Below are 14,243 nucleotides of genomic sequence, written 5' to 3'. Positions count from 1 at the left end.
TTATTAGACAACTCAATAATTTCATTGTCAAAATGCTTTCTCAACATTATCTAACCTCAATAATCAATTGCACTATAAAGAACTCGTATAGATAACTGTCTTTATAGTTCATCATATGATGAAATTATTTTAAACATCAATTATCAAAATACTTGCATCATCTTTTTTACCATAAATAGGATCAATATTTGTAGATTCTTTTCTCATTTCAATTAACTCTCCAAAATTGTAGCCTGAATTTTGAGTATAAAAATCGTAAAAACCATCAGTCATTAAAACAATATGATCACTAGTTACTTCCAAACTACCATTGATAACATGATTTATACTACTTTTGTCTAGTGAACCTATCCAATATCCATCTGGTTTATTAGCTAGCTTCCTAATATTTTGTAATATAGTCTTTTTATCAACTTCATCATTAGATTTGATTGAAAATTTTCCTTGTTCAAAAAGGCAATCTACTCTATGGTCTGTAATAGTTTGATTGTTGACTATCATAACACAATCGCCAATCATTATGTATTCTAATTTTAAACCAGATAATTTCGCAAAAATAAAGGCAAAAGTTGGTAACTGGTAATAATCATCAAACTCACACTGATCTATCTCTATTATTTTTCTAACATCATCCAAAACAAGCTCGAAAATTTTCTTCAATGATAACGAATCGTCACAATACTGCTTGAGACATTCAGAAATAAGGTGAGATACTTCTGAAACTGAATAACCTATAGAGTCTTTTGAATTAAATAAATCTGTTGCTCCATCTATAATCCAGAAATATTGATTTTTGTAACCTACGCTATCTTCGTTCTCTATAGTGCTACCTTGTATTGAGCATATTCTATCTATCTTCATAATGACGTTTAAAACTCCGTTGTCCAAATAGAAGGCAAATTCCAATAATAGTTAAAAGCAACTCAACCATTTTATTTAATCCAGTTTTTGGTAATGCATGTTGATTATTTTTTGTCTTAACTACTTCACTAACATTAGTTACGTCATATTGTTTTTGTGAAATTTCTCCTGTTACTACATTACCTGAATCATGATTTGATTTTTCAATTTTATCATCTACACTATTTACTGAGTAATTATTAGCTAAACTATTTTTGTTTTCAGCTACAGGTTTTATTTCCTCTGCATGCTTATCTGAGTGGTTATCTGAATGATTACCTGAATTTTGCGAAAAGATTTTATAACTTTCATTCTCAGTTATAATATTAAAATCACCGACACTATTATTTGTGTCTGAACTGGTCCCATTAAAATCAGTTTTAAGTAAAGAAACATGATTTCCTGTTAAATTGGAAAGTTGGTTATTTAAGACAGTGATACTTCCAGCGGATTCTTCAATTACGATTCCGTCTTTACCTCCTGAAATGATATTATCAGACACTACCAAATTGTCGCTGACTCTTAACATTTCAATATTTGGCTGTTCAGTATTTTTCGAATTATTACGAATGATATTCTTTGTTACAGTAATATCAGTTACTTTTCCAAGATAATCTGCACTATCTTTTGCAATTCGTATTGCTTTAGTGTTAGAATCAGCAATATTAAATACATTTCCAGTAATAGTCACATGTTTATTCAAATCTAATATATCTTTAACATTTTTATAACTATAAGCATTAACTAAAGCAGCACCATTTTCACGATAGTGTACACTTTCCTCTTTAGTTTTCTTATCAAACCTATTTCCTTTTATTAAAATATCAGTAAATCCTGTAAAGCGAATACCCGCATACATCATATTATCAAAATGATTATTTAGAATTTTAATATTTGAAGGATTTTCAGTTGTTGCAGTTTGATAATGTGTCCCAATTGCAGTTACTAATTCACCTGATTTTTCACTTTTACCAAAATAAGAATTTTGAATTGTTACATTTTCAGATTTTTGACCATTATCATTTAATGCATATGGAAAGCCTTTTCTGGTTAATGGCTCTATTTGAATAGACTCCTTACTGATGATCTGACCATCCTTCATAGTCTTAGGGAGAGCTTGTCCCAAAAACCGAGAGTTGTCTACTAGTACATTTTTTGAACCTGCAATTTGAATGGCATGTCCCTGATAGCTATCTTTAAAGGTTACATTACTTATTGTTACGTTTTTTGAATTTCCTATAGCAAAGGCTCCTGAAGAATTGATCAAAGGAAGATTCTTAGCTTTTGTCCTCTCTTCATTCAAAGCTCCGTTCATATCAATTGTTCCACCAGAGTAACTGATATCTTCGGTTGGTTCCCACTCAACTTGATCTCCATCATCAGTGAATAAACCTGTCATGAATACAATAGAAGGATGATTTTTGATATTGATACCATTTAATATTGTAGCTTTTTCATGTACTTCTATGTGTGTATGACTTCTCAAAAAGACAATTTCTTTAACTAAATAAGTTCCCTCAGGAAAATATACTTTTCCTCCACCTAATCCTTTAGCAGCTGCATCTATTGTATCTTGAATTGCTTGTCTGTCATCATTAACCCCATCGCCTACTGCACCATAATCTTTTACATTTAAAGCCGAAACTTCAATTCCTTTTTCTAAGGCAGTGTTACTCTCTCGCACTTCATTACTATTAGAGGTATCTGCAACTTCGTTCTCAGAACTAACTGACTTTGAATAAGTACTAATAAAATCAGTCAAACTGTCATGTTTACTAGTTAAGGAACCTTCTAAAGTTTTGATAGTTGAAGTAGAAAGGTCACTATTAGAAACAAGAGGAGAATCTTTCATTTCATCTTCAAAAGTTCCAGTATTTACCCCATCTTCTTTATATTCTTTATTAGGTATCAAAGGAGAATCAACATTACTATCGGTTAATTGTGAAGTAGAAGAGTCAATCCCAGTAGGTTTATCATAATTATTAGTTGATGAGCTTTCTAAACTATTGGTGGTTGAAGTAGAAAGCTTATTTATAGATATCTGTGAAGTACTTGTAATAACTTCATCAGCAAAAACACTTTGTACCCCCAAGAATGAAACCGCTACCAAAACAGAGCACAATCCAACCTTAAGTTTCCGAATACTAAAAACCTCATTGTGAACAAAATGCTTCATAAAACACCTCCAAATTTTTTATTGTTTTTTTACTATGTATCACTAAATTTTTTTACATCAGACAAAATGACACCGCTGTCATTATCCTTATCATATATTTTCTAAATAAAATTGTCAAGGGATAACACAATAAAATACAACATTTTTTTAAAGCGTAATCATATTTAAAACTTTATATCTGTTCTATAAACCAAAAATATTATTTAGTCTCTTCCAACATTTTTAAATGGACAGAACAATTTCATAGTGAAAATGATAAAATATTTTTTAATAACTCTTAATACTGTTTCACAAAAAATAGACCAATTTCTTGATCTACTTTACTTTATATTAATTTCTAAAAATTTAATTTTGGTCAAAATTTGGTCATGATTTGGTCAAAAAAACAAAAAATACTAAATTATTTTTAAAAATTAACTTGTGATGATTGCCTTAAAATAAACACTTTGCATATTCTTTGCTTTTCTTTGCATTACTTAAAATGCCCCCTGCAGGAATCGAACCTGCAACTACTCCTTAGGAGGGAGTTGTTATATCCATTGAACTAAGGGAGCTAGAGAAAAACTCTGCTAGGTAAGCAGAGTTTTTTAGTCGAATTAACGACGGATTTCTTTGATACGAGCTGCCTTACCTTGAAGTGCACGCAAGTAGTACAATTTCGCACGACGTACTTTACCGTAACGAACAACTTCGATCTTTTCAACACGTGGAGTGTGGATTGGGAAGATACGCTCAACACCTACACCGTTAGAGATTTTACGAACTGTGTAGTTTTCTGAGATGCCAGCACCTTTACGTGCGATAACAACACCTTCAAAAATCTGGATACGTTCACGGTTTCCTTCGACAACTTTCGCGTGTACACGAACAGTGTCACCAGGACGGAATGATGGGATATCTGTACGAAGTTGACCTTCAGTCAAGCTTTGGATTAATGGATTCATTTTATTCTCCTATCTTTGTCAATCTTGAGGAACCTTCCTCAGCGGATAAACTGTATTTTTGTGCGTCCATTACACACAAGATACAGTTTACCAAATTTCCACCTAAAAGTAAAGAAATTTATAGCAGAATTCCTAAAAAAATCGCTAGAAAACCGCCTATATAAGTTAAGAGAAAATAGCTATAAAATACCTTCTTGTCACTTAATAGTCTTTGCAGCTCGTCATTCAAGGTTGAAAAGGTCGTCAACCCACCACAGAAACCTGTCGCTAGGATAGTATAAACTTCCTTAGACTCCACATAATTGTAGAGCAAGCCAATCAAAAAACAACCAAGAATATTGGCTATGAGAGTTCCTAGGGGCAATTTTGAGGATTGATTATATCGGGAAAAGAAGTACCGCACTAGGGCTCCAAAGCCACAGGCGATTGCAAGATAGACGATTACCATTTCTTCCTCCCTAGAACATAAGCCAAGAGCAGGCCTCCGCCAATACTCAAAAGTAGGTAGATGCCCAAACTAAGATAACGCTGGGTATCGAGCAATTTCACAGCATCCAAGAGCAGACTAGAAAAAGTTGTTAAACCACCACAAAATCCTGTACCAAGAGCTAAAACCAAGCCCTTACTAGTTCCCTTATAAATCAAATAGCCTTTCACCAGATAGACCAAGCAGAAAATGCCCAGATAGTTGACAAGGAGGGTGCCCCAAGGAAAGTCTGGGCTGGCTGGTAACCAAGTGGAAACCAGATAGCGGACAAGACCTCCCAACATAGCAGCCAGAAAAATCCCTAGCGGATAGAATTGTTCTTTTTTCATTTAATGTTTTGATCCTGATAATCACGCGAACGTTTGAGAATATCTGAAAAAGTCGCAACAATGGTTTCTTGATAGCGCTTATCTTCTACTCGATTTTTGACTTTTTCAAAAATAACTTCTTCTCTCTTAGAATCTAAGATTGGCTTACCAGATGCTTTCTTATAAGTGACAACCCCTTCAACTAGGTGCATCCGTTCTTCTAGGAGCTTGACGATTTGATCGTCAATTTGATCAATTTCTTGCCGAATAACATCTAAATTCATACAGTGTCCTCCTTTATTTGAATTATTGTATCAAAAAGGCACCAAATAGGCTAGTAAAATCCCAAAATAACTAATAAAAAAACTGCATCGACTCCTTCCAGTCAGCGCAGTTTGATTCTTATCCTACTTTTGCAGCCAATTCTTCTGCGAATTGTTCCAAGCGTTCGATATCTTCTTCTTCAGCAGAAAGATCAACTTTAACACACTCTGAACCTTTTTCTGCTCCTGTCGCTACAAAAACGCGATCAAAGTCATCGACAGCCTTACAGAATTCGTCGTAGAAGGTATCACCTGATCCAACAACCCCATAGATTTTACCGTTCAAGTTGAGATCTGCTAGGTCTTCGTAGAAGTCCATCATCTCATCTGGCAATTCTCCATCTCCGTAAGTATAGGTTGCAACGATTGCGATATCCGCTTCCAAGAAGTCTGAAGCGTCAACAGTCGTACATTCATCAACATCGACATCCAAGCCTAATTCACGCAATTTGTCTGCAACAATATCTGCAATTTCTTCGGTATTACCGGTCATACTGGCAAATACAATTTTTGCTAATGCCATATCGTCCTCCTCAATTTATCCTTCTCCATTATATCATATCTTTTTCATTTTAAAAATAAAAATTCTTGTGCTACAATGAAATGAGAAAGAATTGAGGTTGTTTATGGAAATTTGCCAGCAAATTTTAGAGAAAATCAAAGAATACGATACCATTATCATTCATCGTCATATGAAACCAGATCCAGATGCCTTAGGGAGTCAGGTAGGTTTAAAAGCTCTTCTCACACACCATTTTCCTGAAAAGACCATCAAAGCAGTCGGTTTTAATGAACCGACTTTGACTTGGATGGCAGAAATGGATACTGTTCAAGATAGTGACTACCAAGGAGCCCTTGCTATTATTTGTGATACAGCAAATCGTCCTCGTATCGATGATAAACGCTACGAACAAGCTGCTTTCACCATCAAAATCGATCACCATCCTAATGATGATGTTTATGGCGACCTATCTTGGGTGGATACAAGTTCAAGCAGTGCCAGTGAGATGATTGCTCTATTTGCTCAAGAAAACCAACTAACTTTGTCTAGCGAAGCGGCACGACTTCTCTATGCAGGAATTGTTGGAGACACAGGGCGTTTTCTCTACCCTTCAACTAGTGCCCGTACCTTTAGAATAGCTGGCCAGCTCCGAGAAATTGATTTTGACTTTGCTGGACTGTCTCGTCAAATGGATACCATGAGCTTCAAGATTGCAAAACTGCAAGGATTTGTCTATGATCATTTGGAAGTTGATGAGAATGGAGCTGCACGCGTTCTGCTTACTCAAGACATCTTGGAAAAATATAAGGTTACGGATGCTGAAACAGCAGCGATTGTTGGGGCACCTGGTCGAATCGATACCGTTAAGGCTTGGGCTATCTTTGTTGAACAAGCTGATGGTCACTTCCGTGTGCGTATGCGCAGTAAAATCACCCCTATCAATGAAATTGCCAAAGAACACGACGGAGGAGGACATCCATTAGCCAGTGGCGCCAATTCCTATAGTCTAGAAGAAAACGAAATCATCTACCAAAAATTAAAAAACTTGCTTAAAAACTGATAAAATACTTGCCAAACTTTTCAGAATCTGATAGACTAGTAAGGTAACAATCTATGGCTCGCAAAGAGACCATGGCAGAAAGGAAATATTGCAAAATGAAAAAAGATATCCATCCAGAATATCGCCCAGTTGTCTTCATGGACACAACTACTGGTTACAAATTCCTTAGCGGTTCAACTAAACGCTCTAACGAAACTGTTGAGTTCGAAGGCGAAACTTATCCATTGATCCGTGTGGAAATTTCATCAGACTCACACCCATTCTACACTGGACGTCAAAAGTTCACTCAAGCAGATGGACGTGTGGATCGTTTCAACAAAAAATACGGTCTCAAATAATCATAAAAAGAACAGTTTCATCTGTTCTTTTTTTGTACTTATTTTTATGAACCAACCACTACTACTTTCTCAATATCAAGCTTCAAGCTAGTGCCGAAAACTAATTTGAACAAGTTTAAAAAATATCAAAAAGAAGTTTGATATTGAGAATAGTTAAGATAATGGAAACTGCGTATCCTAGGATTGTGTTCCACTTGGCATTGGTGAATTCTCCCATCAGTGACTTTTTAGAGGTTAGATAAATCAAGGGGAAAATTGAAAACGGAAGAGCGATTGAAAGAAAAACCTGTGAATAGACCAATAACTGATCCAAGGTTTTTTCTTGATGCCCAAATGAAACGGCGACTATAATCACAGGTAGCAAGGCAAAAATACGGGTACCGATACGGATAAGCCACTGAGGCAATCTTAGATGTAAGAAACCTTCCATGACAATCTGTCCTGTCAAGGTACCTGTAATGGTCGAATTCTGGCCACTTGCTAGGAGAGCTAGAGCAAATAAAGTTGACAGAGTTGAGCTGGCTATCGCTCCTGCTATCGTCGAATCCTGTAAAGCATTGTACATTTGGGAGAAAGCTGAAATTTCAGATACGTGACCAAAAAAGAGAGAGGCCCCTAAAATGAGCAGCAAGGAATTGACAATAAAGGCTAGGGACAACTGAAGATTTGAATCCCAGGTCATAAAACGCACGGCTTTTCGAACATCCTTCTTATCTTTGTGATTGATTTTCCTTGTTTGGGATAGAGAGGAATGGAGATAGAGATTATGGGGCATGACTGTCGCTCCTACAATCCCTAGAGCCAAGGTCAATTGACTTTCATGACCCGGTAACGGTGTTTCAAATAAAGTTGAAGTTGGCAAATAACCACCAATGATCCCCTGGATACTTGGATTGGATAAGGCCACAAGATAGGTAAAGATGGCTAATATGGTTAAAATAAGGGTCGTAACAATAGCTTCAATTTTTTTGAAACCAAATTTCATCAACAACAACAAAAGAAACACATCTAAAACGGTTAAGAGGATAGCAATCATAATCGGTATTTTAAACAAAAGATTTAAGGCAATCGCTGAACCTAGAACCTCAGCCAAGTCTGTCGCCATTAAAGCTAATTCTAAAATCACCCACAAACTATAGCGAAGCCACTTGGGAGCATGATGAGCTGTGGCCTGCGCTAGGTCCATCCTAGTCACGATACCGAGCTTCCCAGCCATCTGTTGTAGCTGCATAGCAATGATGGATGAAATTAAAATAACAAATAAAAGGCTGTACTTGTAGGAGGCACCACCAACCACACTGGTGATCCAGTTTCCAGGATCCATGTAGCCAACTGCCACAAGTGCACCAGGTCCTAAGAATGCTTTTAGATTTTGCCAAAAATGATTGTTATTTGGAGTCTCAATAGATTGATTGATCTCAGAAAGAGAGACTTTTTCATAAGAGGACATAGGGATTTCCCACTTTCTAATCTGTCTTTACATATTTCTTAATAGAATATTTTTTTGAAAGAATGGTGAAAATAGTTTACCTATTTCCAATTCACCCTTATTATATCACATTTTAGAATGATTCCTAAGAAAACAAATGATAGTTGAAATAGGCAATATCAGTATTGTAAAAGCCAGCGTTTTTTGACGCTGGCTTTAAAACTGTGAAAAATATTTCTCAACTAGATCGCTTCTGTGACAAAACTGCGACTTTCTAATACCTTGAGCATGGCATCTGCTGTGTCTAGGGCTGTAAAGAGTGGCACACCGTGTTCAATGGCTGAACGGCGAATTTGCTCACCATCTTCGTCAGCAGTTCGTTTGGTTCCGACAGTATTGATGATCGCTTGAATTTTCCCTTTGCGGACAAAGCTTGGGATATCCTTCTCATCATCACCAATCTTACCAACAGGTTGAGCATGCAGTCCATGACTGGCAAAGAAAGATGCTGTCCCTTCTGTCGCGAGAATACCATAACCGATATTTTGGAAACGGCGAGCCAAGGCCAAGGCTTCTTCTTTGGCATCATCTGCTATGGTAAAGACTACATTTCCAAAGGTTGGCAAATGGAGGTAAGAAGCTTCAAAGGCTTTATAGAGGGCTTTTTCTAGAGTTGCATCAGATCCCATGACTTCCCCTGTTGACTTCATTTCAGGACCGAGTAAGCTATCTACCTTAGCTAACTTGGTGAAGGAGAAGACTGGTGCCTTGATATGAACGCGTGTACTTTCAGGGTAAAGTCCATCTTGGTAGCCAAGTTCTTCAAGACTTTGCCCAAGAATGAGCTTAGTCGCTACCTGAGCCATAGGAATATTAGTTACCTTAGAAAGGAATGGAACCGTACGGCTGGCACGTGGATTGACCTCAATAACATAGACTTTTTCATCCTTGATGACAAACTGGATATTCATCATGCCAAGACAGTTAAGACCGATTGCTAGGCGTTTAGTATAGTCAGCGATTGTTTCTTGCACCTTTTGCGACAAGGTTTGTGGAGGATAGACAGCCATTGAGTCACCTGAGTGGACACCGGCACGTTCGATATGTTCCATGATACCAGGGATGAGAACATTTTCTCCATCTGAGATGGCATCAACTTCACACTCTTGCCCAACGATGTAAGAGTCAACAAGAACTGGGTGGTCTGGACTAGCCTTAACAGCGGTACGCATGTAAGAGCGAAGGTCTTCCTCATTTTCCACGATTTCCATAGCGCGTCCACCCAAGACATAAGAAGGACGAACGAGAACTGGGAAACCAATTTTGCGAGCTGCAAGCACAGCTTCTTCTTCATTAGTTGCTGTTTGTCCTGGTGGCTGTGGAATATCCAAGTCTTTAAGGGCTTGCTCAAATAGGTCACGGTCTTCAGCTCGGTCTAGGTCAGCGACTTGAGTTCCAAGAATGGTCACACCTGCTTTGGCCAATGGCTCGGCAAGGTTGATAGCTGTTTGACCACCGAACTGAACGATAACGCCTTTTGGTTGCTCAAGATCAATGACATTCATGACATCTTCAAAAGTTAATGGCTCAAAGTAGAGCTTATCAGATACAGAGAAGTCCGTAGAAACGGTCTCTGGGTTTGAGTTCATGATGATGGCTTCGTAACCAGCTGCTTGGATAGCCTTAACAGAGTGAACGGTTGCGTAGTCAAACTCAACTCCTTGCCCGATACGGATTGGACCAGAACCTAGGACAAGAACGGATTCCTTTTCAGATTTGATAGACTCATTTTCCCATCCATAGGTTGAATAAAAGTATGGTGTTTCAGAGTCAAACTCCGCCGCACAGGTATCGACCATCTTGTAAACTGGGACAATCTTGTTTTCCAAGCGAAGGTGGCGAACCTGGCCAGCTGTCGTTTCCCAGAGTTCAGCAATCTTACGGTCTGAGAAACCATTGATTTTGGCAGTTTTCAAGACTTCTAGATCTTGTGGATGGGCACCCAATTCTTGCTCAATTTCAAAGATGTGCAAGAGTTTATCTAGATAAAAGATATCAATCTTAGTCAATTCAGCAATTTCTTCTGGTGTGTAGCCACGGCGAATGGCCTCTGATACGTAGAAGAGACGATCATCTTGGGCTTTGACAACTTTTTCAATCAAGGCATCATCAGAAACGGTTGCAAGTTCAGGCATTTCATTGTGGTGAACCCCAATTTCAAGTGAGCGACAGGCTTTTAGAAGAGATTCCTCAATGTTGCGACCGATAGCCATGACTTCCCCAGTCGCTTTCATCTGGGTACCAAGACGGCGCTCACCCTTTTCAAACTTGTCGAATGGGAAACGAGGAATCTTGGCAACCACATAGTCCAGGGCTGGTTCAAACATGGCGTAGGTTGAACCTGTAACTGGATTGATGACCTCATCTAGGGTCAAACCGACGGCAATCTTAGCTGCCAATTTAGCAATCGGATAACCCGTCGCCTTAGAAGCAAGGGCTGACGAACGCGATACACGCGGGTTTACTTCGATAACATAGTACTTGAAGCTATGGGGATCAAGGGCCAGCTGAACGTTACATCCACCTTCAATCTTGAGAGCGCGGATAATGCTCAAGCTCGCGTCACGTAGCATTTGGTTTTCATAGTCTGACATGGTTTGCGCAGGAGCAAATACGATAGAATCCCCTGTATGAATCCCCACTGGGTCAAAGTTTTCCATGTTACAAACAACGAGGGCATTGTCAGCTGAATCGCGCATGACTTCGTACTCGATTTCCTTGAAGCCTGCAATCGAACGTTCAATCAAACATTGGGTAACAGGTGACAATTTCAACCCATTTTCAGCGATTTCACGTAGTTCTTCCTCGTTGGCACACATACCACCACCAGTACCACCTAGGGTAAAGGCTGGACGGACAATGACTGGATAGCCGATTGATGCCGCAAAAGCAACAGCTTCCTCCACTGTGTTGACAATTTCAGATTCTGGAATTGGCTGCTCAAGCTCTTCCATCAATTGTTTAAAGAGATCACGGTCCTCAGCTTGGTCAATGGCAGATAGTTTAGTACCCAGAAGCTCTACTCCAAGCTCATCTAAGATGCCATTTTTAGACAATTCCATAGCCATATTGAGCCCTGTCTGACCACCGAGAGTAGGCAGCAAGGCATCTGGACGTTCCTTACGGAGAATACGTGTCACAAACTCAAGTGTAATCGGCTCGATGTAGACCTTGTCCGCAATCTCCTTATCCGTCATGATGGTTGCAGGGTTTGAGTTTACCAAGACAACTTCATAACCTTCCTCTTTCAAAGACAAGCAGGCCTGGGTCCCAGCGTAGTCAAACTCAGCAGCCTGACCAATAATAATCGGACCAGAACCAATCACCATAATTTTTTGAATATCAGTACGTTTAGGCATTTATAAGATATTAAGGGCGTCAAGCGGACAAAGCTAAAATAGGAGTTATGACGAAGAACTATAAGTTCTAGGAATAACTATCTTTTTAGCACCGTCCGTAGCCCGTATTCAGTTCAGCAAATACGGACCACCCTTCTCCTTTCTATTCGTCGCCTCACAGGGCGACATTAAATAAATTCTCCGATGATTTTTCAATAATAAATCGAGTGTAAAAATTTTCAGCATCTCATTGCTCAACTAAAAGAAAGGACTTGCCTTTTTATTCGACAAGCCTCTGACAGAGTTTCCTATATCAGCGATTAGCAGATTTAAACGACTCCATCATTTCGATAAATTCATCAAAGAGATAGCTTGCATCGTGCGGTCCTGGAGCTGCATCTGGGTGGAATTGCACAGAGAAACCTGGTTGGTATCTGTGACGCACACCTTCAACTGACTTGTCATTGATTTCTTCGTGGGTAATAATCAAATGCTCTGGCAAATCCTCACGGCTAACCGCATAACCATGGTTCTGGCTAGTAAAGTCTACTCGGCCTGTTGCAATCTCACGCACCGCGTGGTTAAATCCACGATGACCAAACTTCATCTTGTAGGTCTTGGCTCCATTTGCCATAGCAAAAAGTTGGTGACCCATACAGATACCAAAGATAGGAATTTCCCCTTGCACACCACGAATCATATCGAGTGCCTGGGGAACATCTTCTGGGTTACCTGGACCGTTTGACAACATGACCCCGTCAGGATGGAGATGGAGAATTTCTTCTGCTGTTGTTGTGTATGGAACAACGGTCACGTTACAATTACGTTTAGAAAGTTCGCGTAAGATGGAGTGTTTGAGACCAAAGTCGACCAATACGACACTCAATCCAACTCCAGGAGCAGGATAAGCTGTCTTAGTAGATACTTGCTTGATATTATCTGTCGGTAGAACTGTCGCTTGGAGCTGGTCTATGATATGATCCATGGTATCACCAACATGCGTAAGGGTTGCACGCATGGTACCATGCTTACGGATAATTTTTGTCAGAGCACGTGTGTCAATTCCTGAGATACCTGGAATTTTCTTGGCTTTCAAAAATTCATCCAAGGTCATTTGATTGCGCCAGTTGCTGGCTCTACGCGCTTCTTCAAAAACTACTACTCCCTTACAGGTAGGAGTGATTGACTCGTAGTCGTCACGGTTAATTCCATAATTTCCCACCAAAGGATAGGTAAAGGTTAAGATTTGTCCATTGTAAGACTGGTCTGTTATGGATTCTTGGTAACCGGTCATCCCTGTATTAAAGACGATTTCACCTGTTACATCAATATCTGCTCCGAAGGCCTGGCCTTCAAATACTGTACCATCTTCTAATACTAGAAGTCGTTTTTTCATCTACTCACCTCTCGTTGATGCTCTCAGACATCTTTTAACGCTTTGTGCCTTATTTTGCTTTTCTATAGGCCAACACAGATTCTAAAATTGCCATTCTGACAAAGACACCGTTGGTCATTTGCTGAACAATGCGTGATTTCGGTGCTTCTACCAAGTGATCAGCGATTTCCACATCACGATTGACTGGAGCTGGGTGCATGAGGATTGCTTTTTCTTTCAAGCGGTCATAGCGCTCTTGTGTCAAACCATGCTGAATATGATAGTCTTCTTTTGAAAATCCTGTCACAATTTCATGACGTTCATGCTGCACACGAAGAAACATCATAACATCTACTTGATCAATCACCTCATCAATTGATACAAAGCGACCGTAATGTTCAAACTCCTCACTTCTCCATTCCTCAGGACCTGCAAAGTAAAGCTCCGCTCCCAAGCGTTTAAGGATTTGCATATTAGACTTAGCTACCCGTGAGTGGTTTAGGTCGCCAGCGATTGCCACCTTAAGACCTTCAAAATGTCCAAATTCTTCATAAATTGTCATCAAATCAAGCAAACTTTGGCTAGGGTGTTGCCCTGAACCGTCCCCACCGTTGATAATCGAAGTTGTGATGGTCGGGCTAGCAATCAATTCTCTGTAGTAGTCCACCTCTGGGTGACGAATAACACAGGCATCCACTCCTAGCGCAGACAGCGTCAAGATCGTGTCATAGAGTGTTTCACCCTTATTCACTGAACTGGTCTTCACATCGAAATCCAAAAGATCAAGTCCAAGTTTCAGTTCTGCTACCTCAAAGGATTTGTGGGTACGAGTTGAACTTTCAAAGAAAAGGTTGGAAACGATATGTTGTTCCTCATAAGAAGCACTCGCTCCGTTTTTAAATTCGATTCCTCGTTTAATCAATTTCATTACTTGTTCTACAGTAAGGTCTTCCATAGAAACGACATGTTGCAAAGCTTGTTGATTTTCTGACATTTTTTTACT

The 14,243-nt window shown here is 39.1% G+C and carries 13 protein-coding genes and 1 tRNA gene; 2 read left to right on the top strand and 12 right to left on the bottom strand.

Annotated elements, in window-relative coordinates; all coding sequences use genetic code 11:
• Positions 1 to 129 precede the first annotated feature (129 nt).
• From D8862_RS07675 to D8862_RS07640, 8 genes are all read right to left on the bottom strand, one after another.
• The gene (locus D8862_RS07675; protein WP_125449783.1) at positions 130 to 861 is read right to left on the bottom strand and encodes a protein phosphatase 2C domain-containing protein; all 732 of its coding nucleotides are present in this window, start codon (positions 859 to 861) and stop codon (positions 130 to 132) included.
• Positions 848 to 3,076, bottom strand: a complete 2,229-nt coding sequence (locus D8862_RS07670; RefSeq protein WP_125449782.1) for a glycosyl hydrolase family 28-related protein — start codon at positions 3,074 to 3,076, stop codon at positions 848 to 850. Before D8862_RS07670 ends, D8862_RS07675 begins: the two co-directional genes overlap by 14 nt.
• 482 nt (positions 3,077 to 3,558) lie before the next feature.
• Positions 3,559 to 3,630 (bottom strand) — tRNA-Arg (locus D8862_RS07665).
• A 42-nt stretch (positions 3,631 to 3,672) separates the two neighbouring features.
• Positions 3,673 to 4,020 carry a 50S ribosomal protein L19 gene (rplS, locus tag D8862_RS07660; protein WP_001068669.1) on the bottom strand — a complete coding sequence of 116 codons (348 nt, stop codon included), beginning with the start codon at positions 4,018 to 4,020 and terminating at the stop codon, positions 3,673 to 3,675.
• Positions 4,021 to 4,138: 118 nt separating this feature from the next.
• Positions 4,139 to 4,468 (bottom strand): fluoride efflux transporter CrcB, encoded by a 330-nt coding sequence (crcB, locus tag D8862_RS07655; RefSeq protein ID WP_125449781.1) that lies wholly within the window; start codon positions 4,466 to 4,468, stop codon positions 4,139 to 4,141.
• Positions 4,462 to 4,836, bottom strand: coding sequence for a fluoride efflux transporter CrcB (crcB, locus tag D8862_RS07650; protein WP_125449780.1), 375 nt, complete (start codon positions 4,834 to 4,836; stop codon positions 4,462 to 4,464). Before crcB (D8862_RS07650) ends, crcB (D8862_RS07655) begins: the two co-directional genes overlap by 7 nt.
• Positions 4,833 to 5,099, bottom strand: a complete 267-nt coding sequence (locus D8862_RS07645) for a chorismate mutase (RefSeq protein ID WP_125449779.1) — start codon at positions 5,097 to 5,099, stop codon at positions 4,833 to 4,835. The genes crcB (D8862_RS07650) and D8862_RS07645 overlap by 4 nt, the downstream gene beginning before the upstream one ends.
• A gap of 118 nt (positions 5,100 to 5,217) precedes the next feature.
• Positions 5,218 to 5,661: a flavodoxin gene (locus D8862_RS07640; RefSeq protein ID WP_001162133.1), complete on the bottom strand. Its 444-nt coding sequence runs from the start codon at positions 5,659 to 5,661 to the stop codon at positions 5,218 to 5,220.
• Between the two features lie 103 nt (positions 5,662 to 5,764).
• On the opposite strand from D8862_RS07640, the gene D8862_RS07635 reads away from it, so the two are divergent.
• Both D8862_RS07635 and D8862_RS07630 read left to right on the top strand, forming a co-directional pair.
• On the top strand, positions 5,765 to 6,700 hold the full coding sequence (locus D8862_RS07635) for a DHH family phosphoesterase (protein WP_125449778.1): 936 nt from the start codon (positions 5,765 to 5,767) through the stop codon (positions 6,698 to 6,700).
• 95 nt (positions 6,701 to 6,795) lie between these two features.
• Positions 6,796 to 7,038 carry a type B 50S ribosomal protein L31 gene (locus tag D8862_RS07630; protein ID WP_000710762.1) on the top strand — a complete coding sequence of 81 codons (243 nt, stop codon included), beginning with the start codon at positions 6,796 to 6,798 and terminating at the stop codon, positions 7,036 to 7,038.
• A gap of 115 nt (positions 7,039 to 7,153) precedes the next feature.
• On the opposite strand, the gene D8862_RS07625 is transcribed toward D8862_RS07630, so the two are convergent.
• The 4 genes from D8862_RS07625 to D8862_RS07610 all read right to left on the bottom strand — a co-directional run bounded on the left by D8862_RS07625 (position 7,154) and on the right by D8862_RS07610 (position 14,234).
• Entirely contained in the window at positions 7,154 to 8,488 is a 1,335-nt protein-coding gene (locus D8862_RS07625) for an Nramp family divalent metal transporter (RefSeq protein ID WP_125449776.1), read from the bottom strand.
• 221 nt (positions 8,489 to 8,709) lie between these two features.
• Complete coding sequence (gene carB / locus D8862_RS07620) at positions 8,710 to 11,886, bottom strand: carbamoyl-phosphate synthase large subunit (RefSeq protein ID WP_125449774.1); 3,177 nt, start codon at positions 11,884 to 11,886, stop codon at positions 8,710 to 8,712.
• A gap of 292 nt (positions 11,887 to 12,178) precedes the next feature.
• Positions 12,179 to 13,261, bottom strand: coding sequence for a carbamoyl phosphate synthase small subunit (locus D8862_RS07615; protein ID WP_000746723.1), 1,083 nt, complete (start codon positions 13,259 to 13,261; stop codon positions 12,179 to 12,181).
• A 49-nt stretch (positions 13,262 to 13,310) separates the two neighbouring features.
• The gene (locus tag D8862_RS07610; protein ID WP_001293858.1) at positions 13,311 to 14,234 is read right to left on the bottom strand and encodes an aspartate carbamoyltransferase catalytic subunit; all 924 of its coding nucleotides are present in this window, start codon (positions 14,232 to 14,234) and stop codon (positions 13,311 to 13,313) included.
• Between the last annotated feature and the right edge of the window lie 9 nt (positions 14,235 to 14,243).

The sequence above is a fragment of the Streptococcus oralis genome, from assembly GCF_003942585.1.
GTDB classification, from domain to species: domain Bacteria; phylum Bacillota; class Bacilli; order Lactobacillales; family Streptococcaceae; genus Streptococcus; species Streptococcus oralis_BE.
This window is presented reverse-complemented; position numbering and strand designations above follow the sequence as displayed.

Coding starts and splice junctions, on each gene's coding strand:
- rplS (WP_001068669.1), bottom strand. CDS start 4,020: ATGAATCCATTAATCCAAAGCTTGACTGAAGGTCAACTTCGTACAGAT.
- D8862_RS07645 (WP_125449779.1), bottom strand. CDS start 5,099: ATGAATTTAGATGTTATTCGGCAAGAAATTGATCAAATTGACGATCAA.
- D8862_RS07615 (WP_000746723.1), bottom strand. CDS start 13,261: ATGAAAAAACGACTTCTAGTATTAGAAGATGGTACAGTATTTGAAGGC.
- D8862_RS07640 (WP_001162133.1), bottom strand. CDS start 5,661: ATGGCATTAGCAAAAATTGTATTTGCCAGTATGACCGGTAATACCGAA.
- carB (WP_125449774.1), bottom strand. CDS start 11,886: ATGCCTAAACGTACTGATATTCAAAAAATTATGGTGATTGGTTCTGGT.
- D8862_RS07635 (WP_125449778.1), top strand. CDS start 5,765: ATGGAAATTTGCCAGCAAATTTTAGAGAAAATCAAAGAATACGATACC.
- D8862_RS07630 (WP_000710762.1), top strand. CDS start 6,796: ATGAAAAAAGATATCCATCCAGAATATCGCCCAGTTGTCTTCATGGAC.
- D8862_RS07625 (WP_125449776.1), bottom strand. CDS start 8,488: ATGTCCTCTTATGAAAAAGTCTCTCTTTCTGAGATCAATCAATCTATT.
- D8862_RS07610 (WP_001293858.1), bottom strand. CDS start 14,234: ATGTCAGAAAATCAACAAGCTTTGCAACATGTCGTTTCTATGGAAGAC.
- D8862_RS07670 (WP_125449782.1), bottom strand. CDS start 3,076: ATGAAGCATTTTGTTCACAATGAGGTTTTTAGTATTCGGAAACTTAAG.
- D8862_RS07675 (WP_125449783.1), bottom strand. CDS start 861: ATGAAGATAGATAGAATATGCTCAATACAAGGTAGCACTATAGAGAAC.
- crcB (WP_125449781.1), bottom strand. CDS start 4,468: ATGGTAATCGTCTATCTTGCAATCGCCTGTGGCTTTGGAGCCCTAGTG.
- crcB (WP_125449780.1), bottom strand. CDS start 4,836: ATGAAAAAAGAACAATTCTATCCGCTAGGGATTTTTCTGGCTGCTATG.